We start from the raw sequence: 19,808 nt of genomic DNA on the forward strand, positions 1-19,808 counted from the left end.
ATCGAAATCACGTCGTCGGTTCATGCGTCTTGTTACCGAAGCTTTCCGCCAGTTTGAGGGCCCGCCAGCGCAGCCTGCCCCAGGGTGAGGCGGGAAACGGGTCGACAATGATAGTCATTTGTCCGCTCGCATGCGCGGTGCACGCGAATTGATAGTCGGAGGCGACTTCGAACGGCAAGCGAAAACTCTGGCCGGGCATCAGCAGCGCCGGGCCGAAGGTCTGCGGCACCGTATCCTGATTCTTCAACAACAGCACGTCGTTGATGCCGAGCGTGAGACGAATGTGCTGCGGCAGGATATCGACCGGATCGCCCGACCTCCGTCGTTGCCAGGTGCCCTCGGGAATGACGAACGGTTGCTCGCGAGTTGCACGCACCGGCAAGGGCGCCAATGCAGCCCAGCCAAGGCCGGCCACCAAGCCGATAGCGACAATCAATAGCCAGCCTCGGCGACTCATGGCGCACTCATCACTCGCGAGCTCACTCGCTCAGCAACGCGCGAACGTCGTGCACGTAATCATCAGGCAATCGCCCGTACGGCATCATCCCTCGAAGCAGCCCCTTCTGGTCGATCACATACACCGAGGAAGAATGCGCGATGGTATAGCTGTTACCGAACGGCTTGCGTTCCGCCATCACGCCGTAATTCTTGCGAACGCCCGCGAGCTGTTCGGGCGTGCCGGTGCCGCCGACGAAGGTTGCATCGAAGCCGTGCAGATAGGCGCGCATACGATCCGCATTGTCACGTTCAGGATCGACGGTGACATACACCACTTGCAACTGTTCACCCTGCGCGCCGAGTCGCTTGCGAGCTTGCGCCAAGGTCGCAAGCGTCGTCGGGCAAACCTCGGGACACGAGGTGAAGCCGAAGCCGAGCAATACGACCTTGCCCCGATAATTCGCAAGCGCAAGCTTGCCGCCGCTCGACGCATCCAAGGACAGCTCCGGTGCGGCGCGTGGCGGCTCGAACACACCGGCCTTGAGCGCTGGGCGATCGGCCGCGACCGCACACATCGCACTCAGCGACACAACCATCGCCGTCAGCCAGCCAGTAACGCGTCCGTGATGTTTCATGGCGAGCATCAAAGATTGATGGTCGCGGCCTGCGCCGCCTTGGCAAAGCTCTCATCCATGTAGGTTTCGTAGGCGATCGGATGTTTGATCGTGCCCGCCTCGATCGACAGCTGCATGAGCTCCTCGAACTCGGCGCGGATCATGCGCAGATCGCCGTAGGTCACCCGGTCCGTCGGATTCTCCATCACGAAACGAATGATGTTCGGATCCTGATTGAAGTACTGCTTGCCGGCGGCGATTTGCACCGCCTTGTCGCGATTGCCCTGTTGCTGATCGAGCCACTGCCCCGCGCCGAGCACATAGTTGACCAGGTCCTGCACCAGCGGACGATTCGTCTGAATCAATTCCTCACGCACCGTGAGCACGCAACAGATGTAGTTGCGCCATTCATCGCGCGTCATGCGCAACGGCCGCGCATAGCCCGCGCTTTGAGCGGCCGCGCCGAACGGCTCACCCGTGCAATAGGCGTCGACTGCGTTCGCATACAGAGCGGCAGGCATGTCCGGCGGCGGCATCTCGACGATCTCGATCTCGGCCGGCGTCATGTTTTCCTGCGCCAGCATCTTACGCAGGAACAGAAAGTCGACCGCGAACCGGCTGGGAATGGCGATGCGCTTGCCCGCAAGCTGACGGAACTTCTGATACGGGGAATCGGTGCGAACCATGATGACGGCGCCGGAGCGATGGCCCAGCGACACGATCTTCACCGGAATCTTCTTGTCGGCCAGGTCCATGACCAGCGGCGCCAGCATGTAGGCCGCCTGAATCCGCCCGGCCATGAGCGATTCCTTGATCTCCGGCCAGCCGCTGTACTTGCTGTACTGGAAGGCCGGGCCGGCGGCGCCCGCCCTCTGGCCCTGCGCGACGCAGGCCACCGGCAGCGTCAGATTACAGGTGACAGGCAGGCCGCCGACCACCAGCGGGCCCGCCGAGGCTTGATTGGAACAGGACACCAGGCCGGCGGGCAGCGCCGCGGCCATCATTGCCTGAAGCAATTGTCGACGCTGGATCTGATAGCTATCGGGCATTGCCTACGAGCCGAATGGAAAATCGGCGCGTAGTGTAGCGGAATGGCGGAGGCAACCCTAGGCGCGTAGCTGCGCGGCCTGCACGCGATATTGTTTCATCCAGCCGATGATGTCCTCGCCGGACATTGGCTTGGCGATCAGCCAGCCTTGACCGAGGGTGCAGCCATACTCCTGCAGCATGCGCCACTCCTGCAGCGTCTCGACGCCCTCGGCGACGGTGACCAGCCCGAGCCGGTTGGCCATATCGATGGCCGAGCGCAGGATCACCTGAAGGCTCTCGCGCTCCGGCGCACCTCGCACGAAACTGCGATCGATCTTCAGCTCGGTGAAAGGAATTCGCGCGAGCTGTTGCATGGACGAGAAGCCCGTGCCGTAGTCATCGATGGACAATCCGAAGCCTCGCAGACGCAACTGCGCGAGCACGCTCAATGCCGTGCCGACGCGAGTGACGAGCGAGCTTTCCGTGATCTCGATGACGATTTGATCCGGCGTGAGCCCGTGACACTGCTGTAACGACGATATTTCCAACGCAAGGTCGGAGCGCTCGAGCAGTGTCGGCGATAGATTGATCGCCACCGGTAAATGCAAACCGCGAGCCCGCCACGCCGCGTTCTGCAGCATCGCCTGATTCATCACATCGATGGTCAGGCGATGAATCAATTGACTGCGCTCGGCGACCGGAATGAATTGATCCGGCGGCACCTGGCCCATGGTGGGATGTTTCCAACGCGCCAGAGCTTCCACGCCGCGGACGATGCCGGTGCGAATGTCAGCCTTGGGTTGATAGTGAACGTAGACTTCGCTGCGCTCCAGTGCGTCTGACAACGAGGTGGCGTCGACGCCCAGATCGACTCGCTGCGACGTACGCCTGAGCTCCCTGCCCTCCGCGTTTTGAATGGCGTGCCGTAGAACATCGGCCTGCAGCGGCTTCTGAACGGCCGCGAGCACGTGCAAGCCGAGCACACCGCCCATTTCGCGAACCGTATCGATCAATGCCCGCTCGCGCGATGAAGCGACGATCACGGGAATATCGAAACCGAGCTCCTGCAGCTTCACCAGGAACTCCGGACCATCCATCGTCGGCATTTCCAGATCGACGATCACCAGCTCGGGTCGCGGCGAGATCGCGGTCAACAGCGCCAACGCCTCGCGGCCATTGCTCGCCTCGTGAATCCTGCCGATGCCCAGCTCGCCGCAGATCGTCACCGCATGGCCACGTTGCACGAAGCTGTCGTCAACGATCAGCACGGAAGCAATCGGCACGGGCGACGCGGTCATGTTACTTCCCTTCTATTCGCTTGCCGGCCCCGAAGTCCAGCATGGAGCGCGGCAAGTCGCCGAGCGACAGCACGCGTTGCGCGCCCCCCATGCGAATCGCTTCCTTGGGCATGCCGAACACCACGCAGCTCGCCTCGTCCTGCGCAATCGTGGCCGCGCCAGCATCGCGCATTTCCTTCAGGCCACGAGCGCCATCATCGCCCATGCCAGTCATGATGATGCCGAGCACGTTCGCACCAGCGCACTTGGCCGCCGAGCGAAACAAAACATCGACCGAGGGGCGGTGACGATTCACCAGGGGGCCGTCGACGATTTCCATGTAGTAATACGCGCCGCTGCGCTTGAGCATCATGTGTTTGCCACCGGGCGCAATCAACGCCAGACCCGGCAGCAAACGATCGCCATGCTTGGCCTCGCGCACTTCGATCTGGCATAGACTGTTCAAACGACTCGCAAACGCGGCGGTGAACTTCTCGGGCATGTGTTGAACGATGGCCATGCCCGGACTCACGCGCGGCAGACACGTCAGCACCTGCTCCAGCGCCTGCGTGCCACCGGTCGACGTGCCAATCGCAATGATGCGCTCGGTGGTCTGTTGAAGCGCCTTCGGGCCGCTGGGCGATAGGATCGCATCGGCACTGAACTTCGGCGGCACGCCGAGCGCCTGTTGCGGCTCCATCACGCGAGGCGCCGACGCGCGCAGCTTGCTCACATTCGCATGTGAGGCTGCCTTCACTGCGGATGCAAGATCCGCCGACGCATCTTCGATGAAGCGACGCAGCCCGAGCTTGGGTTTGGTGACGATGCTGACCGCGCCTGCCGCCAGCGCTTCCAGCGTGGTGGCAGCCCCCGCTTCGGTGAGCGTCGAGCAGATGACCACAGGCGTCGGCCGCTCGGCCATGATCTTGCGCAGGAACGTCAGTCCGTCCATGCGCGGCATTTCAACGTCGAGCACGATGACCTGCGGCCACTTCGCCTTCATGCGTTCCATGGCGAGCAATGGATCCGCCACGGCGCACAGCACTTCGATGCCGGGATCCGCGTTCAATACTTCGGTCAACGCCTGGCGCACCACCGCCGAGTCGTCGACGATCATCACCTGCACGCGCCGCTGGCTGGCTTGAAGGGGACGCGTGTTCAGCATGGCTTGCGATAGATCGAGGGAGCCACCGCCACCGCCGATGCATTCAAATCGTTCAAGGTCTCCGAGTGTCCGATCAGCAGATAGCCGCCGGGCTTGAGGGTCGACAACACGCGCTCCACCACCTGACGCTTGGTGTCGGCGCTGAAATAGATCATCACGTTGCGCAGGAACACGAAATCGAACGGCCCGAGCTTGGGCAGCGTCGTATTCAAGTTCACTTGCATGAACCGCACTTTATCGCGCAGCGGCCGGTCGACCAGCACCGTGCCTTCCTGGGCGCCGGTACCGCGCAGACAGAACTGTTGCAAATACGCCTTCGGCGTATGCGTCGTACGCGACACGGGATAGTGACCGGTGCGCGCTCGATCGAGCACGCGCGAGCTGATATCCGAGCCGAGGATTTCGAACGGCGTGTTCTGCAACGTTGCCGCCAGCACCATCGCGATGCTGTAGGGCTCCTCGCCCGTCGAGCACGCCGCGCTCCACACTCGAAACGGCTGCCCGCGACCGCGCGCCAGCTCCGCCTGCTCACGCAGCAGATCGAAATGTTTCGGCTCGCGGAAGAAGTAAGTTTCGTTGGTGGTCAGCAGGTCGATCGCAAGCTGCACTTCCTGCGCGTCCTGTCCGCTCGAGAGCACCTTGAAGTACTCGGCGAACGAAGTCAGCTTGCGCAGGTCGAGCCGCTTGGACAGTCGGCTCATCACCAGCGCTTTCTTCGAGGGTGACATCGTGATGCCGGCCGCGTCGTAGATGAAGCGCTGGAAAAGTGCAAACTCCTTGTCGGTAATGGCAGTCGTCATCGGCGCAGTCGTCTATCCAATGGGCTATGAGCTACAGATCGATCAGAACTTGGCGAAGTTGCCGAGGTCCGGGTCGCTGGCAGCCAGCGCCAGATTGCCAACCGTCGCTGCCGCGCCTTTCTTCAACGTGGCTTTCTCAGTCGGCGCTTTGGCACGCGGCTTCGCGCCCGAGCTGAACACCCCGCCCTGAACTCGGAAGAACGCGACCGTCTGCTGCAGCTGTTCGGCCTGACCGCTCATTTCTTCAGCGGTCGCCGCCAGCTCTTCGGACGACGACGCATTCTGCTGAGTCGTCTGGCTGAGCTGAGTCATCGCCGCATTGATCTGATTCACGCCCGAGGCCTGCTCCTGCGAAGCGGCCGAGATTTCCTGCACCAGGTCCGAGGTCTTGGTGATGCTCGGCACGATCTCATCGAGCAGCTTGCCGGCCCGCTCGGCCAGCTCGACGCTGTTGATCGCGACCGTGCCAATCTCCTGTGCCGCCACCTGGCTGCGCTCGGCGAGCTTGCGCACTTCAGCCGCCACCACCGCGAAGCCCTTGCCGTGTTCGCCAGCGCGAGCCGCTTCGATCGCCGCGTTGAGCGCGAGCAGGTTCGTCTGATACGCGATGTCATCGATGATGCTGATCTTCTGCGCGATCTGTTTCATCGCCGAGACCGTGGCCTTCACCGCCTCGCCACCCTCGCTCGCCTCACCCGCGGACTTGCGGGCCATGCTGTCGGTGACCTTGGCATTCTCAGTGTTCTGCGAGATCGACGCCGTCATCTGCTCGATGGACGCGCTGGTCTCTTCGACACCGGCAGCCTGCTCGCTCGCGGCCTGCGACAACGACTGCGCCGTCGTGCTCACCTGCTGAGACGCGCTCGACATGGCATCGGTGGCGGTGTTGATCTCGCCGATGATCATCGACAGCTTCAGCACGGTGCTGTTGGCGTACTCCTTCATCTCGTTGAACACGCCTTCGTACTGCTTGTCGATGGTCTTGGTCAGGTCGCCTTCGGAGATGGCGCGCATCACACGCGACACATCGTCGATGCTGCCACCGGCAGCGGACACCATGTCGCGCATCGCACGGAGCATGTCGCCGACTTCGTCTTTGGCATCCGATTCGATGGCAACCGAGAAGTCACCCTTCGAGAGCCGGTTGGCCGCCTGCACGGCGACACCGAGCGGACGCGTCACGCCGCGGCTGATGATCAGTGCCAGCATGATGCCGATGGCCACACCGACCGCGAGCGTCACGATGATCCAGTTGCGGCTCACCGTGTAGACGGCGCCTGTCTCTTCGAGCGCCTGTGCCGCGCGCGTTTCTTTCTGATCGGTGAGCTCGCCCATCATCGCGTCGAGCTGATCGGCGTGCTGACGAACGATATCGAGCGAGCGCACCAGGTCCTCACTGCGCGTCTGCAGCGGCTGCTTCGCAGCCAACGTGAGAGCGCGTTGCATTTCAGCGTCGTATTCCGCCCAGGTCTTGCCGATATCCGTGAACAGCTGCTTGGCGCGGTCGGAGATGAACAGCGGCTGCGCCTCTTCCATCGCCTTCAGTGCGTCCGCGGAGTTGTTCTTGATGGACAGCAGATGCTTGTCGCGCTCGGCTTCGCTGGTCGCGAGCAGGAAGTTGGAGCGCGCACGACCGATGGCGATCAGCTTGATGTTCGCCTCCTTGATGTGCGACAGGCCCATCAACTCCTTGGTGTACAGCTCCTCGGCCTTGTTATCGATCTTGCCCGCGCCATACAGGCCGACCGCGCCGATGACGATGCTGATCAGCACCAGCACCATGAAGGCCGCGATCAATCGAGGACCGATCCGCATATTCGACAGCATTGCAATCTCCAGTTCTTGTTCTCGAGGACGCGCTCAGGCCAGGCAGAGCTTGGCGACCGCGTCCAGCATGGTCTGAGGTTGAAACGGTTTGACGATCCACGCTTTGGCGCCCGCCGCGCGGCCTTCGTTCTTCTTGTCCTCGCCGGCTTCGGTGGTCAGCATGATCACCGGCGTGAATTTGTAATTCGGGTGAGCTTTGACGGCTTTCAGGAACGTGATGCCGTCCATGCGCGGCATGTTCACGTCGCTGATGATCAGGTTGATCTTGCCGGCCAGCTTGTCCAGTCCATCCTGGCCGTCGGTGGCCTCGATGACTTCGTAGCCCGCGCGGGTCAGCGCGATGTTCGAGACCTGCCGCACCGAGGCGGAGTCGTCGACGATCAGGATTCGCTTAGCCATTACCATTTACTCCGTCAAAAGAATTCGACATCCGACCCGCCCTGCACCTTCAGGGTCGGCGCGGGAACGCTGCCCGCCGTCACTTGATGATTTCTGCGCTGCTCGTCGGTGGTGTACGAGCTGACCATCTGAGCCATGTAGGCTTCAGTGTCGATCTGCTGCTGTTCGCCGCGAGCCACGGCGCTCGCACGCTCATCGAGGTCGCGCATGCTGCCCACCACCTGCGCCATGATCTGGCCGACGCGGTCCTGGAACTGCAACTGCACCAACGAATCCTCGATCTCGCCTTTGATGGCACCGCTCTCGCGACGCAGATCTTCGGCGGAGCGCGCCAGGCCTTCGCTCATGTCGCTGAACTTGCCGAGCACGCCTTGAATACGATTGCCCGAGTCATGCAGCGCCTCGCCCTCGCGCGCCGAGACGGTTTCGTTGGTCGTGATGATTTCTTCGAGGGATTGATTGACCAGTGCGATCTTCTGCGTGATGCCCTTGCCGGTCTCGCGCGAGGCCGTGGCAAGATTGCGAACTTCGTGAGCGACGACGGCGAAGCCGCGACCGGCCTCGCCCACGTGCGCCGCTTCGATAGCCGCGTTGAGCGCGAGCATGTTGGTCTGAAACGCGATCTGTTCGACTTCGCTCGCCATCTTTGCCAGCTCGCTGCTGTGCGCGGCCAGGGAGCGGATCTGCTCGGCCAGCGTCGAGCGGCTCTTATGAATCTCATTCAAAGCATTCATCACTTGCGCCAGCTCGCGTCGGCCCTCGTCCAGCGCTTGCGACAGATCCGCGCCGCCGGAGTTGTGCTGAGAAGCATCGAGCGCCAGGTCGAGCCGATTGACGATACCGGCAAAGCGGCCGCTGAGCGCGATGATGGCTTCTTCGGACTGCACGCGCGCCGTCTCGACCTGCTTGGTCCAGATCGGCAGAGCCTGGATACACACAGCGTCGGCAGCGTGGGTCTCGGCCTGTGCCGGCTGCGCGCTTCGAGCTCGACTGAACAATTTCACAACGTTTTGCACAATATCGGTCCTATGCGGCCGGCTGCACGACTTCGCCCGAGGCGGCCGCGTGCGTCAGCAGCTCCATCTCTTCGACGCACAGAACGCGGTCCACATCGAGGATGATCACGAACTTGCCACGCACCTTGCCCATGCCTTGAATGAAGTCCGCGCGGATCGACGCACCGAAGCTCGGCGCCGGCTCGATCTCGCTATCGGGAATTTCCAGCACTTCGTTGACCGCATCGACCACGACGCCGATGACATGACTTTCGTCTTCGACGCGGGTCTCGATGATCACGACGCAGGTCTTCTTGGTCACCGCCGCGCTCGGACGACCGAAACGCGCGCACAGATCGACCACCGGCACGGCGGCGCCGCGCAGATTGACGACACCGCGAATGAACGCCGGCATCATCGGGATCTCGGTCGGCGCCGAGTACTCCAGGATTTCTTTGATCGACAGGATGCCGAGCGCGAACGTTTCGCGCCCGAGCACGAACGTCAGATACTGGTTCTGGTCGTGCCGGCGCTCGGCGTCGTCCGCCTTGGCGACAGTATTGTTTGTCATCGTCTGCTCCTAGAAGCGCACGAACTGATCCATCGTCACGCTATGGTCATGGCCGTTGCCATTCGCCTTGCCGTTGCCCGCGTGGGCCGCCATCGCGACCGCGGCTACGGGCATCTCCACCGGCGACTTGGGCGCCCAGCTCGAGGGCACCCGGCTCACGCGCGTCGCCGACTTCGTCGCCGGCTTGGACGACGCATTCGACTTCCCGCCCTCGACCTTGAAGAAGGAGATGGCGGCCTGCAGCTGCTGCGCCTGGCTACTCATCTCTTCGGCAGTCGCAGCAAGTTCTTCACTCGACGACGCATTTTGTTGTGTCAACTGTGACAGCTGCGTCATTGCGGTGTTGATCTGGCCCACGCCTGAGGACTGTTCCTGGCTCGCTGCAGTGATTTCCTGTACGAGCTCGGAGGTCTTGCGAATGGCGGGCACCATCTCATCGAGCAACTTGCCGGCGCGTTCGGCGAGCTCGACCGAGGAGCCGGCGACTTCGCCGATTTCCTGTGCGGCCACTTGCGAACGCTCCGCGAGCTTGCGCACTTCGGCGGCGACGACCGCGAATCCTTTGCCATGCTCGCCAGCGCGAGCGGCTTCGATCGCCGCGTTCAACGCCAGCAGATTGGTCTGATAAGCGATGTCGTCGATGATGGAAATCTTCTGGGCAATCTGTTTCATCGCCTCGACGGTCTGGCGCACGGCCTGGCCGCCTTCGGAGGCTTCGGAGGCCGCTTTGCTCGCCATCTGATCGGTGATCTTGGCGTTGTCGGTGTTCTGGCCGATCGACGCCGTCATCTGCTCCACCGACGCCGAGGTTTCCTCGACGCTCGCGGCCTGCTCGGTCGAAGCCTGCGACAGCGACTGCGCGGTCGCCGACATTTCTTCCGACGCACTCGTCAACGTATCCGCCGAGGAGCGCACTTCGCCGACGACTTGCGACAACCGCTCGGTCATCATGCTGATCGCTTGCAACAGCATGCCCGCCTCATCGGTCGAGTCGGCGGTGACCCGCGCGGTGAGATCGCCGTCGGCCATGCGATTGGCGACCGAAGCCGCCAGCCCGATGGGACGGGTGATCGACAATGTCACCCACACGCCGGCGATGAGCGCGAGCAGTGCCGCGATTCCGGCACCGGTCATCATCATCTTGCCGGCTTCGATGTACGTTTCTTCCGCGGCCTGGCCGGCTTCGTTCACCGACGCGCGCTCATGATCGAAATAAGCATCGGTCGCGGCCGTCATGGCTTCGCGAGCTTCGCGCTGGTCGGTACGCAGCCAGTGCGCGGCGTCTTCTTTCTTGCCCGCCTGCAACAGCTCCACCATCGTGTCCTGCGCCTTTGCGTACTCGAGACGCGCGCGAACCACAGCAGCGAGCTTTTCCTTGCCACGCTCGGAGTTCACCGTCGAGGTCAACGTATCGACGATCTTCGCATTGCGCTCACGCACGGTGAGCATCTGCTGGACGGCCTTGTCGAGCTGCTTGGCATCGGTGGCGAGCAATTGATCGCGGGCCACGAGGCCCAGCGTCTCGGCATTGCGCTGTAACTCCAGCGCCATTTCCATCTTCGGGGTCCGGTTGGTGACGATGTCGTCCGTGCCAGCCTTCATCAGCTTGAAGCCGTCGATACCGATATATGTGACTGCTCCGAGCAGGATCAGGATGAGCGCGAAGCTCAGCCCGAGCCGGATCCCTATCTTCAAATTCCTGAACATGACCTCTCCAATATGAATCAATCCGTGAGTGCGCGGCGCGGCGCTACCTGGACCTGACGCGTGTTCAGGCACAGGTCGAGCAAGCTGGGCACATCCAGTATCAGTGCCAGCTGTCCCGTTCCTAGAATGGTCGAACCGCCGATGCCCCGAATCCGGCTGAACAGCCGCGACAAGGGCTTGATGACCGCCTGCATTTCTCCGAGCAAGTCATCGACGACGATGCCGATGCGCTTGCCGCCGGAGCGGATCACAACGATGCTCTCCCGACGCGAAGCAGACGATCGAATAGAAAACATTTCGCGCAGGCGGACGAACGGCAACACTTGCCCGCGCAGATTGATGTAACGCTGGTCGCCGTCCGAAGAGCGATGCTCATCGCCCAGCTCGACGCACTCCTCGACCAGCTCCAACGGGATCACGAAGGACGAGCCGCCCACGCCGACCAGGAAGCCGTCGATGATGGCGAGCGTCAACGGCAGGCGAATGCGCACTGTCGTGCCCTGACCTTCCTTGCTGTCGAGCTCGACCGTGCCACGCAACGCATTGACGTTGCGCTTGACCACGTCCATGCCGACGCCGCGCCCGGACAGGTTGGTCACCTGCTCCGCCGTCGAGAAGCCCGGCTCGAAGATCAACGCGAACGCTTCGCTGTCGGTCAGCGAGCTGCCATCGGTGATCAAGCCGCGCTCCATCGCCTTGGCGATGATGCGCTCCCGCTTCAAGCCGCCGCCGTCGTCGGCCACTTCGATGACGACCGAGCCGGAGTCGTGATACGCATCGAGGCGCACCACGCCTTCGACGTTCTTGCCGCGGTTACGACGCACCTCGGCGGTTTCGATGCCGTGATCGATGGCGTTACGGACCAGATGAGTCAGCGGATCGGTGATGCTCTCGATCAAGGTCTTGTCGAGCTCGGTCTCGGCGCCGCCGATCTCGAGCCGGATTTCCTTGCCGATCTCGCGCGCCACGTCGCGCACGATGCGCTGGAACCGCGAGAACGTCGGTCCGATCTGCACCATGCGCAGCTTCAACGCCTGATCGCGCACTTCTTCGACGAGCCGCGCCAGGCGCAGCGTCGATTCATTCAATTCCGAGAGTCCCGCCTTGCGAGCGGTAATCGTCGTGGTGGCACCCGCGGTCACGAGCTCGCCGATCAGGTCGATGAGCGCGTCGAGCTTGTCGCCATCGACACGCAGCGAACGATCGCTGCTCTTGGCGGCCTTGGTCTCCTTGATGTCCGAAGACTCGCGCTTCTCGGCCAACGATTCGTTGGCCGCCGGCGCTTTCGGACGCACTTGCAGAGTGCAATCCTCGCGCACGAACTCGAACGCACCTTCTATGCGCTGCTGAGTCTCGCTGCTCGCGAGCTCGATTTCGAAGCCCAGGTAGCAAGCCTCGGCGTCGAATTCTTCCGCAGCGGGCAGCCGCTCAGTGAGCAACTTCAACTCAACGATCTCGCCGAGCGTGCTCAGATAACGAATGAAGGACAACGGGTCCATGCCATTACGCAGGACCTCGGTATGAAACTGCACCGTGATCTGCCACCGCTGCCCTGCGGGGGGCACAACGGAAGCAGAGGCGGCAGCCGCAGAAGCAGTCGTATGTGTGGTGGCTGGGCCACCGGCACGCGCGCTCAGCTTCTGCAGCAGGCTCTCGCCTTTGGTTGCGAGCTGAACGTCATCGGGCTTGCCGTCGGCGACCGCATCGACCAGGTGTTCGATGTGGTCGCGGCATTCGAGCAGGATCGCCGCGAGCGTGCGATCCATCTGCAAGCTGTTCGCGCGGACGCGATCCAGCACGCTTTCGACGACGTGAGTGAAGGCAACGATGCCGTCCAGACCGAACAGGCCGGACGAACCTTTGATCGTGTGGGCCGCGCGGAAGATCGAGTTGACGGCTTCGGCGCCGGTCTCGCCCTGCTCGCATTCGAGCAAGGCCGCTTCCATCTCACGCAGCAGCTCGCGGCTTTCCGCGATGAAAGTAGGTAACGCGGCGTCGGTCATGATGCGGCCTGTGCTTCGCTGTTATTGAGGGCGACGTTGCACAGCTTGAGCACTTCGAGCACGCATTCGCTGGGCTGTACCACCTCGAGGCGATTACCGCTTGCCTCCACCATGCGCCGGGCCATCAACACGAGCTGCAAGCCCGCGGTGTCGAACTCCGTCACGTCCGACATATCCAGGCCCACATCGCCTGTCTGTGCGCGCACGGCGTCGAACAAGGTCTGCGCGACCTCGGTGGCGCGATAGATGGTCATCTCACCATCCACTCGCAGCTCGCTCATCGAAAATTTTTGATCGTGGTCCATCGCTTAGTCCTACGGCTCCACGGTACGTATCGGCCGGGAACGCTGTTGGATAAAGCGCGGAGAATCCCTGAATGTCCTGCGGGTATGCCACCCGCATCCGTATAAGACATCACCCTTAACAAGGAAGGCGGACTGTTGATTCTTCTATGGCGAGCGTCGTAGCTTTGACGAGTTGTTGAAGTCGATCACGGAACTCGCATGACCTCATTGCAAATCGTCGGGCGACGCAGCTCGCATTTCACCCGCATCGCGCGCATCTTCGCTGAAGAGCTCGGCCTGTCGTATGACATCGATCCCATTTACGACATGACGGCACAAACCCCTACGAGCTACGCCGACAACCCGGCGCTGAAGCTGCCCATCCTGCGCATCGGGGACGACGTCGTGTTCGGCACTGAGAATATTTGCCGCGCACTGGCGGATCACGCGCATAAATCCACCGCCATCGTGTGGCCCGAACAGCTCCGGCCCCCAGTGTCGAGGAATGCTCAAGAACTGGTCTGGCATTGCATGACTGCGCAGGTGCAGATCGTGTTCGGCACCCTGGTTGCGAAGCTGCCGGCCGACAATCTTTACTTCGAGAAAGCGCGGACCGGGTTCGAAGGTGCGCTGACCTGGCTCGATACTCACCTGCCCGACGCGCTCAATGCGCTGCCAGCATCGCGACAGGTGAGCCTGTTCGAGGTCTCGCTGTTTTGCATGATCGAGCATCTGCACTTTCGCAAGACGTTGCCCATCGAGCCGTACTCCAAGCTCGAGGCCTTTCGCAAAACCTTCGCGACCCGACCCTCGGCGCAAAACACCTCGTATCAATTCGACGTGGCGCCGGCCTGACGTCAACGAGCCGTCGCGAGCGCCCGCTCCGCCAACAGAAACGCGCCGGCAATCCCGGCGCGCGTTCCCAACTGGGGAGCGCAGATGTATGTATCGAGCGCGCCGGGATGACTCAGCGGCTCGAGATAGCCTTTGAGCGAGCTGGCCGCCGCCTCGCGGATATGAGGGAGTAGCAGGCCATTGGCCATCACGCCGCCCCCGAAGACCACTCGCTCGACCGACACCATGAGCGCAATCGTGGCGGCCAGCTGACCGAGATAACCGCCGATGATCGACCACGCTTCGTGGTTGGGCGGCAAGGCGTCGAGCTGACAACCCCAGCGCGCCTGGATGGCGGGACCGCTCGCGAGGCCTTCCAGACAATCGCCATGGAACGGACAGACGCCGGGAAAATCCTGCTCGCGCGCATCCCTTCGCACGGAGATATGCCCCATCTCGGCATGCATGAGCCGCGGCGTCGACAGATCGTGAGGCGCGACACCGCCGCCAATGCCCGTGCCGACCGTGACATACGCAATCGAGCCCAGCCCGCGTCCCGCGCCGAGCCTCCATTCCGCCAATGCGGCGGCTGACACGTCAGTATCGATCGAGATCGGCACGTCGAAGCGCGCTGTGAGCGGCTTCAGCAAATCCACCCGGGACCAACCAGGCTTCGGAGTCGCGAGCATGTGTCCGTGCGTGGGCCCGTGAGACCGCAAATCGATCGGTCCGAAACAGCCGAAGCCGAACGCTGCGATCCGCCCGAACTTCTGTTCGGCTGTGCTGAAAAACTCCACGCACGCTCTCAACGTGGTTTCGGCCTGGATCGTCGGCAGCACGACGCTGTCGAGCACGTCTTCGGACGAGCGGCCGACCGCGCACACAAACTTGGTTCCGCCGCCCTCGATGGCTCCGTACAACAAGGCAATTCCCTCCCAACGGTGGGGTCGGAAATATAGCGTGTACTTCTGCCTCGCAGGCAGCGTGATCCGCGTCACTCGGGGGTGTTTCGGCAATCCCTGACTTGAGGTGAACGGCCTCTCAGTTCAGCAATGCGCGCTAGCCCGGATCCTCATGGCACGGCAGCCTCGGCCGAAGAATGAACATGTCTGACAGTTTCCGCTTTCCCATTCCGCTCAACGAGCCGTCGCGACTGCGGGCTTTGCAGTCCTACGAGATCATGGATAGCGGGCGGGAACTGCGCTACGACGACATCACGCTGCTCGCCTCCCGGATCTGCCGCACGCCCATGGCGCTGATCACACTGATCAACGAGGACCGGCAGTGGTTCAAATCCAAAGTGGGTCTCGACGGTACTGAAACCCCGCGTGAGCTTGCGTTCTGCGCGCATGCCATCGTGGAGCCGGATAAAGTGCTCACGGTCGTCGACGCACGCACCGACGATCGCTTCTCCTCCAATCCCTATGTCACGGGCGACCCGCACGTTCGCTTTTATGCGGGCGCGCCGCTGGTATCGGCGGACGGTCATGCACTGGGCACGTTGTGTGTGATCGATCGCGAGCCGCGACACCTGGAGCCCGAGCAAAAGGACGCCCTGCTCGCCCTGTCGCGCCAGGTGATGGCGCTGATGGAAGAACGGCGCACATCGGCGGCGCTGCGCGGAGCGATGCAAGCGCTGACTCGTAGCGAGGCATTGTTTCGCGAAGCTTATGAGAACGCGCCCATCGGCATTGCGCTGGTCTCGCCCGAAGGTGAGTGGCTGCGAGTCAACCAGTCTCTTTGCGACATGCTCGGCTATCCGGCCGATGAGCTGACGCGCACCACCTTCCAAGCCATCACGCACCCCGACGATCTGGAGTCCGATCTGCTCCTGGTGCGCCGGGTGCTGGCTCGGGAGATTCGCACCTATCAACTGGAGAAGCGCTATTTACATCGCACCGGTCATGCGGTGTGGGCGCATTTGAGCGTGTCGCTGGTGTGGGACAAGCAGAAACCGCTGTACTTCATTTCGCAGATCCAGGACATCACCGAGCGCAAGAACATCGAGCGCGGCAAAGCCGAGTTCCTGACGATGGTGAGTCATGAGTTGCGCACGCCGGTGACGGCACTGCGCGGCGCGCTCGGAATTCTTGCCGCCGGCGCCGCGGGCGAGCTGCCGCCGAAGGCTCAGGCATTGACGGCGCTTGCCGATCGCAACGCCGATCGACTGCATCGTCTGGTCAATGACATTCTGGATATCGAGAAGATCGAGTCGGGCGCGTTTGCCTATCGTCGCACCGACTTCGATTTGAACCAACTGGTCACGCAAGCGGCGGTCGAGCTCAGACCGTATGCGGATCAGTATCAAGTCAAGATCGACGTGCGCTCCGACCTGCCCCGGGCCTTTTTGCACGCCGACGCCGATCGCTTGATGCAGGTGTTGGCCAATCTGATTTCGAATGCGGTCAAGCATTCGCCGGCGGGCGGCACGATCGACGTGCATGTAACTCGCACGGATGCAAGCATCCGGGTGAACATCACCGATCGCGGCGACGGCATTCCCGAAGAGTTCCGGCCGCACATTTTCGAAAAGTTCGCGCAGGCCAACTGGACCGCGACCAATCGCAAAGGCGGCTCAGGATTGGGCCTGAACATCAGCCGCGCGATCATCCAGCACCACGGCGGCGTGCTCGGGTTCGAAACTCAGCTGGGCGTGGGCTCGACGTTCTATTTCGAGCTGCCCATCCTCTAGATAAAGCCGATCATCCGGCCCGCCATCGCGACGCTGAACCACGCGGCCAGCGAGATACCCACGCTGGCGCGAGCAAACGCCGGCGACGGCTCCTGTTGACTCGCGGTCTTACGGAACAACGCCAGCTGCACGATCACCGCCACGAAGAACAGAATCATCTTCAAGCGGAATGCCGGATTGTAGAAATACAGCTTGGGCGTGGCGATGAACATCAAGGTGCCGCTCAGCGCCGTGAGCGTCAGTCCTACCCACACGAGCTTGGTCGCTTCTTTGGCGATGTCTGTAATCGGCTGATTCTTGAACGCAAGACCCACGAGGTGCAGGCTGATCAGCACCAGCGAGGCGAGCAAAGCCACCAGCCCCATGACGTGGATGATCTGCAGCCCAGCCCCCACCAGATGATCGGTCTTGCTGATCGTGTGAGCGAGCGCGCTGTCTTGCAGCCAGGAAAGGATGTCAGTCGTCGTCATGGCTCAGCCCCACGTCGGCAGATACGGAATCAATCGGCCGCACACCACGACCAGAGTCCACAGCCCAAAAGAGGCCACGCCAGCCACTGCGACACTCGAAGGCAGCACCGGATGGCTCTCCTGCACCGGCGCCCGCTGCGCGATTACCAACTCAAAGTACAGCGCGTTGAGCCCCGCGAAGAACATGAAGATCATCTTCGCGACGAACGCGGGACTGTCGAGCATGCGTGCCGCCGCCGACCAGAACAGCAGTCCGCCCGAAATGAACACCGCAATGAAGCCGCCGATGACGTACGGTCGCAGATGACGCAGCACGTCGATCACCGGCACCTTCTTCATGAACAGATTCATCAGGCGCAGGTCGGTGAGGAAGATCAAGCCCACCGAGACCGACAGGCCGATGAGATGAATGCCCTCGATGATGGGATAGGCATAGCGCGACTCGGCGATGGCCACGCCAATCGCCGACGCCTCGATCTGCTCCGCCAATGCATATAACGTAGACATGAGCCTGTTCCTTACTTGGCGCCGAGCACGGCGACGTTGCCGAACGGCCCATTGTTCTCGACGCAGATGCGCTCATAGCGCTCGATCAGCGGCGGCTTGCCCGCGGGTTGATTCGCCAGGGCCACCTCGTAGTGCCAGCCATCCGGCTCGTCTTCGAGCGTGAAGCGCCGCGCTGGAATGGTCGCTGTCCACGGCCGCGTGAACACGGTGGGGTCGGTGACCGTCGCGACGTAGTTATATCGCGTGCCTTCGTTGTTGAAGATGTAGCGCTCTTCGATGCGTGCGTTCTCGCTGAAGAACTCGCCGGTGCGAGCCAGGCGCGCCTTGGCGTTGTTGTTCGCGACATCGACGATCAGCGTGTTGCCTTCCCAGCGGCCGCGAGAGTCGGCGTTCCACAGTTTGATGTTCTCAGGCAAGTGCGGCTTGCCATCCAGATGAATGACGCGCGTACCGGAGTTGAACAGGAACACCACATAGCCCGGGAACTGGCGGATTTCGTAGCCATGCCACGTGAATGACTTCGGCACACCGGCCGGCGCGCAGCGTGCGAGCGGCTCGACGTATTGTTCCTTGATCGGGTCGTGGAAGTATTTCAGATATTCCTGCTGGACCGCCCGCGCCCAGGGCTGAAACGGCAACTCACCGTCCGGCGGATCGCTGACCCGACTCGGCGCACGCTCTGAACGCTGCGTCTTCGGCCTGGCCCTGGGGTTGGGATCGCCCGGCACGCCGCCTTGCGGATCGGTCCAGTTGTTGTGATTGGCAATGGTGTTCGACCAATGCCCTTCCACATCCGGCTGGCCGTCGGCGAGTCGCTTGCCGGTCCATTTGCCCGACTCGAGCTTCGGCACGGTCGTCTCACGTTGAATGCCCGCGCCCGGTGGCGGCTGTTGCGCGTCAGCCTGCGTCCCAGCGAGCACCGCCGCCACCGTCGCGACCGTCAATAACAATTTCGTCTTCATGCTCTGAGCCATCATTCGGTCGTGCCCTGCTGCGGCACCGGGTAGAACTTGTCGTAGCCCAGCGTGAAGCAGTAGTTCTCGATCAGCTGGAAATCTTTTTCGCGATGCCGGTTCAAGTGCACGCTCAACGTCCAGGGGCGCGAGAACACCTCGGGATCTTCCAGCGTCGCCTGATATTCGATGGTGTTCTCATCGAGGAACTTCCACCGCTCCACCACGTGCAATTTCGGGCCGTGGAAGTTACCGGCGCGGTCCAGCCACGTTTCGGTGTTGAAGTCAGTCACATCAACCACCAACGTGTCGCCTTCCCAACGGCCGCGCGAATCGCCGAGGTAGAACTCGTTGTCCGTGACCTCCGGATGCAACGTGCCGTTCGTATGAATGGTGCGCACCGAATGACCGAACTGGAACAGCAAGGTCAGGTCGCGATCGCGCTGGAAAATCTGGAACGGCTCGCGATAGTAGATGCCGCGCGGGGTGCCGAGGGTCCAGCACTTCAAGCGCGGATCTTCCGTGCCACGGGCAGCGAAGTTTTTCTTCTTCTGCTCCAAGGCGGCGGGCAAATAGGGAATGGTCTTGCCATCGATCACGCCAGCGCTCGGAGGAGCGTCGGCGCGACCGGAATGCGGCTCCAGGTCATATTCCGCGGCACTGGTGGTTTCCCAGATGCCGGAGAAGTCGGGCTTGCCACTCTTCAGTCGCGGAATCTTCGGTGCGGCGGTTGCCAGCGTAGCGGCCAGCAACCCACCTACCAACACAACCGCGATTCGGGCTGTCATCACTGAACGCATCGTTGCCCTCACTGAGTCAGGCTCGCGGTCCGGGCCGACGGCGCGTCTTGCGCACCGCCGGTCTGGAACTCACGCCCATCGGGCAACGTGACGATCACCGAATAGCCGTACGGGCCGCCGTTCTTCGCGAGATAACCGCGAATGTGAACTTCGGTGCCCGGCGCGACATCGGTCTTCTTCAAACCAATCTTCGCCAGCTGATTCGGCGCCCCGAACTCGACGCCCCAATTGGTCACGGCGCCCTTGGCATCGGTCACATCGAAGTACAGCCAGCTGTGCGGGTTGACCCACTTGATCTTGGTCACCTTGCCTTTGAGATCCAGCGGCTTGTCGGCATCGAACTCGGCCGCGAATGCATGATGCGCGGAGACCTGGCTCGATCCCGCCAGCAAGTAGCCCGCGGTAAGCACGGACAGAAATGTTTTGACGATGGCTTTGCTCAT

20 protein-coding genes and 2 pseudogenes are annotated in these 19,808 nt (G+C 62.2%); 2 read left to right on the forward strand and 20 right to left on the reverse strand.

Annotation, left to right across the window (positions count from 1 at the left end):
- Window positions 1-7 precede the first annotated feature (7 nt).
- The 14 genes and pseudogenes from ACFPN2_RS00915 to ACFPN2_RS00975 all read right to left on the reverse strand — a co-directional run bounded on the left by ACFPN2_RS00915 (window position 8) and on the right by ACFPN2_RS00975 (window position 13,130).
- Window positions 8-457 carry a cupredoxin domain-containing protein gene (locus ACFPN2_RS00915; RefSeq protein ID WP_380594058.1) on the reverse strand — a complete coding sequence of 150 codons (450 nt, stop codon included), beginning with the start codon at window positions 455-457 and terminating at the stop codon, window positions 8-10.
- Between the two features lie 22 nt (window positions 458-479).
- Window positions 480-1,073 (reverse strand): SCO family protein, encoded by a 594-nt coding sequence (locus ACFPN2_RS00920; RefSeq protein ID WP_380594060.1) that lies wholly within the window; start codon window positions 1,071-1,073, stop codon window positions 480-482.
- Between the two features lie 8 nt (window positions 1,074-1,081).
- Window positions 1,082-2,101, reverse strand: coding sequence for an ABC transporter substrate-binding protein (locus tag ACFPN2_RS00925; RefSeq protein WP_380594062.1), 1,020 nt, complete (start codon window positions 2,099-2,101; stop codon window positions 1,082-1,084).
- 57 nt (window positions 2,102-2,158) lie between these two features.
- Window positions 2,159-3,379 (reverse strand): EAL domain-containing response regulator, encoded by a 1,221-nt coding sequence (locus ACFPN2_RS00930; RefSeq protein WP_380594064.1) that lies wholly within the window; start codon window positions 3,377-3,379, stop codon window positions 2,159-2,161.
- Window position 3,380: 1 nt separating this feature from the next.
- Window positions 3,381-4,523 carry a protein-glutamate methylesterase/protein-glutamine glutaminase gene (locus ACFPN2_RS00935; RefSeq protein ID WP_380594066.1) on the reverse strand — a complete coding sequence of 381 codons (1,143 nt, stop codon included), beginning with the start codon at window positions 4,521-4,523 and terminating at the stop codon, window positions 3,381-3,383.
- The gene (locus tag ACFPN2_RS00940) at window positions 4,517-5,323 is read right to left on the reverse strand and encodes a CheR family methyltransferase (protein ID WP_380594068.1); all 807 of its coding nucleotides are present in this window, start codon (window positions 5,321-5,323) and stop codon (window positions 4,517-4,519) included. Before ACFPN2_RS00940 ends, ACFPN2_RS00935 begins: the two co-directional genes overlap by 7 nt.
- A gap of 42 nt (window positions 5,324-5,365) precedes the next feature.
- A pseudogene (locus ACFPN2_RS00945) lies at window positions 5,366-6,631 on the reverse strand (methyl-accepting chemotaxis protein); the annotation flags it as partial.
- Window positions 6,608-7,150 (reverse strand): annotated as a pseudogene (locus ACFPN2_RS38520) (MCP four helix bundle domain-containing protein); the annotation flags it as partial. The pseudogenes ACFPN2_RS00945 and ACFPN2_RS38520, both read right to left, overlap by 24 nt.
- 33 nt (window positions 7,151-7,183) lie before the next feature.
- Complete coding sequence (locus tag ACFPN2_RS00950) at window positions 7,184-7,549, reverse strand: response regulator (protein ID WP_380594072.1); 366 nt, start codon at window positions 7,547-7,549, stop codon at window positions 7,184-7,186.
- Window positions 7,550-7,563: 14 nt separating this feature from the next.
- Window positions 7,564-8,553 (reverse strand): methyl-accepting chemotaxis protein, encoded by a 990-nt coding sequence (locus ACFPN2_RS00955; RefSeq protein WP_380594074.1) that lies wholly within the window; start codon window positions 8,551-8,553, stop codon window positions 7,564-7,566.
- Window positions 8,554-8,575: 22 nt separating this feature from the next.
- Window positions 8,576-9,115, reverse strand: coding sequence for a chemotaxis protein CheW (locus ACFPN2_RS00960; RefSeq protein ID WP_380594076.1), 540 nt, complete (start codon window positions 9,113-9,115; stop codon window positions 8,576-8,578).
- A 9-nt stretch (window positions 9,116-9,124) separates the two neighbouring features.
- Window positions 9,125-10,822, reverse strand: coding sequence for a methyl-accepting chemotaxis protein (locus tag ACFPN2_RS00965; protein WP_380594078.1), 1,698 nt, complete (start codon window positions 10,820-10,822; stop codon window positions 9,125-9,127).
- A gap of 17 nt (window positions 10,823-10,839) precedes the next feature.
- Window positions 10,840-12,825: a chemotaxis protein CheA gene (locus ACFPN2_RS00970; RefSeq protein ID WP_380594080.1), complete on the reverse strand. Its 1,986-nt coding sequence runs from the start codon at window positions 12,823-12,825 to the stop codon at window positions 10,840-10,842.
- Window positions 12,822-13,130 carry an STAS domain-containing protein gene (locus tag ACFPN2_RS00975; protein WP_380594082.1) on the reverse strand — a complete coding sequence of 103 codons (309 nt, stop codon included), beginning with the start codon at window positions 13,128-13,130 and terminating at the stop codon, window positions 12,822-12,824. The genes ACFPN2_RS00970 and ACFPN2_RS00975 overlap by 4 nt, the downstream gene beginning before the upstream one ends.
- A gap of 198 nt (window positions 13,131-13,328) precedes the next feature.
- Between ACFPN2_RS00975 and ACFPN2_RS00980 the strand changes: the two genes are divergently transcribed.
- Window positions 13,329-13,964 carry a glutathione S-transferase family protein gene (locus ACFPN2_RS00980; RefSeq protein ID WP_380594084.1) on the forward strand — a complete coding sequence of 212 codons (636 nt, stop codon included), beginning with the start codon at window positions 13,329-13,331 and terminating at the stop codon, window positions 13,962-13,964.
- Between the two features lie 2 nt (window positions 13,965-13,966).
- Here the strand turns inward: ACFPN2_RS00980 and ACFPN2_RS00985 are convergent, their stop codons facing one another.
- Window positions 13,967-14,866, reverse strand: a complete 900-nt coding sequence (locus ACFPN2_RS00985) for an ROK family protein (protein WP_380594086.1) — start codon at window positions 14,864-14,866, stop codon at window positions 13,967-13,969.
- Window positions 14,867-15,048: 182 nt separating this feature from the next.
- On the opposite strand from ACFPN2_RS00985, the gene ACFPN2_RS00990 reads away from it, so the two are divergent.
- Complete coding sequence (locus ACFPN2_RS00990) at window positions 15,049-16,635, forward strand: GAF domain-containing sensor histidine kinase (protein WP_380594088.1); 1,587 nt, start codon at window positions 15,049-15,051, stop codon at window positions 16,633-16,635.
- Here the strand turns inward: ACFPN2_RS00990 and ACFPN2_RS00995 are convergent.
- From ACFPN2_RS00995 to ACFPN2_RS01015, 5 genes are read right to left on the reverse strand one after another with little or no spacing between them, the layout of a single operon-like run.
- Complete coding sequence (locus ACFPN2_RS00995; protein ID WP_380594090.1) at window positions 16,632-17,105, reverse strand: DUF6644 family protein; 474 nt, start codon at window positions 17,103-17,105, stop codon at window positions 16,632-16,634. The two genes, ACFPN2_RS00990 and ACFPN2_RS00995, sit on opposite strands and share 4 nt — an antisense overlap.
- A gap of 3 nt (window positions 17,106-17,108) precedes the next feature.
- Entirely contained in the window at window positions 17,109-17,612 is a 504-nt protein-coding gene (locus ACFPN2_RS01000; protein ID WP_380594092.1) for a DUF6644 family protein, read from the reverse strand.
- Between the two features lie 11 nt (window positions 17,613-17,623).
- Window positions 17,624-18,574: a hypothetical protein gene (locus ACFPN2_RS01005; protein ID WP_380594094.1), complete on the reverse strand. Its 951-nt coding sequence runs from the start codon at window positions 18,572-18,574 to the stop codon at window positions 17,624-17,626.
- A gap of 11 nt (window positions 18,575-18,585) precedes the next feature.
- Entirely contained in the window at window positions 18,586-19,353 is a 768-nt protein-coding gene (locus ACFPN2_RS01010) for a hypothetical protein (protein WP_380595266.1), read from the reverse strand.
- A 20-nt stretch (window positions 19,354-19,373) separates the two neighbouring features.
- Complete coding sequence (locus ACFPN2_RS01015; RefSeq protein ID WP_380594096.1) at window positions 19,374-19,808, reverse strand: DUF6152 family protein; 435 nt, start codon at window positions 19,806-19,808, stop codon at window positions 19,374-19,376.

Source organism: Steroidobacter flavus, assembly GCF_042651805.1.
Lineage (GTDB): Bacteria > Pseudomonadota > Gammaproteobacteria > Steroidobacterales > Steroidobacteraceae > Steroidobacter > Steroidobacter flavus.

Coding starts and splice junctions, on each gene's coding strand:
- ACFPN2_RS00920 (WP_380594060.1), bottom strand. CDS start 1,073: ATGAAACATCACGGACGCGTTACTGGCTGGCTGACGGCGATGGTTGTG.
- ACFPN2_RS00950 (WP_380594072.1), bottom strand. CDS start 7,549: ATGGCTAAGCGAATCCTGATCGTCGACGACTCCGCCTCGGTGCGGCAG.
- ACFPN2_RS01010 (WP_380595266.1), bottom strand. CDS start 19,353: ATGACAGCCCGAATCGCGGTTGTGTTGGTAGGTGGGTTGCTGGCCGCT.
- ACFPN2_RS00970 (WP_380594080.1), bottom strand. CDS start 12,825: ATGACCGACGCCGCGTTACCTACTTTCATCGCGGAAAGCCGCGAGCTG.
- ACFPN2_RS01015 (WP_380594096.1), bottom strand. CDS start 19,808: ATGAGCAAAGCCATCGTCAAAACATTTCTGTCCGTGCTTACCGCGGGC.
- ACFPN2_RS01000 (WP_380594092.1), bottom strand. CDS start 17,612: ATGTCTACGTTATATGCATTGGCGGAGCAGATCGAGGCGTCGGCGATT.
- ACFPN2_RS00930 (WP_380594064.1), bottom strand. CDS start 3,379: ATGACCGCGTCGCCCGTGCCGATTGCTTCCGTGCTGATCGTTGACGAC.
- ACFPN2_RS00975 (WP_380594082.1), bottom strand. CDS start 13,130: ATGGACCACGATCAAAAATTTTCGATGAGCGAGCTGCGAGTGGATGGT.
- ACFPN2_RS00925 (WP_380594062.1), bottom strand. CDS start 2,101: ATGCCCGATAGCTATCAGATCCAGCGTCGACAATTGCTTCAGGCAATG.
- ACFPN2_RS00940 (WP_380594068.1), bottom strand. CDS start 5,323: ATGACGACTGCCATTACCGACAAGGAGTTTGCACTTTTCCAGCGCTTC.
- ACFPN2_RS00960 (WP_380594076.1), bottom strand. CDS start 9,115: ATGACAAACAATACTGTCGCCAAGGCGGACGACGCCGAGCGCCGGCAC.
- ACFPN2_RS00995 (WP_380594090.1), bottom strand. CDS start 17,105: ATGACGACGACTGACATCCTTTCCTGGCTGCAAGACAGCGCGCTCGCT.
- ACFPN2_RS00915 (WP_380594058.1), bottom strand. CDS start 457: ATGAGTCGCCGAGGCTGGCTATTGATTGTCGCTATCGGCTTGGTGGCC.
- ACFPN2_RS00980 (WP_380594084.1), top strand. CDS start 13,329: ATGACCTCATTGCAAATCGTCGGGCGACGCAGCTCGCATTTCACCCGC.
- ACFPN2_RS01005 (WP_380594094.1), bottom strand. CDS start 18,574: ATGAAGACGAAATTGTTATTGACGGTCGCGACGGTGGCGGCGGTGCTC.
- ACFPN2_RS00990 (WP_380594088.1), top strand. CDS start 15,049: ATGTCTGACAGTTTCCGCTTTCCCATTCCGCTCAACGAGCCGTCGCGA.
- ACFPN2_RS00965 (WP_380594078.1), bottom strand. CDS start 10,822: ATGTTCAGGAATTTGAAGATAGGGATCCGGCTCGGGCTGAGCTTCGCG.
- ACFPN2_RS00935 (WP_380594066.1), bottom strand. CDS start 4,523: ATGCTGAACACGCGTCCCCTTCAAGCCAGCCAGCGGCGCGTGCAGGTG.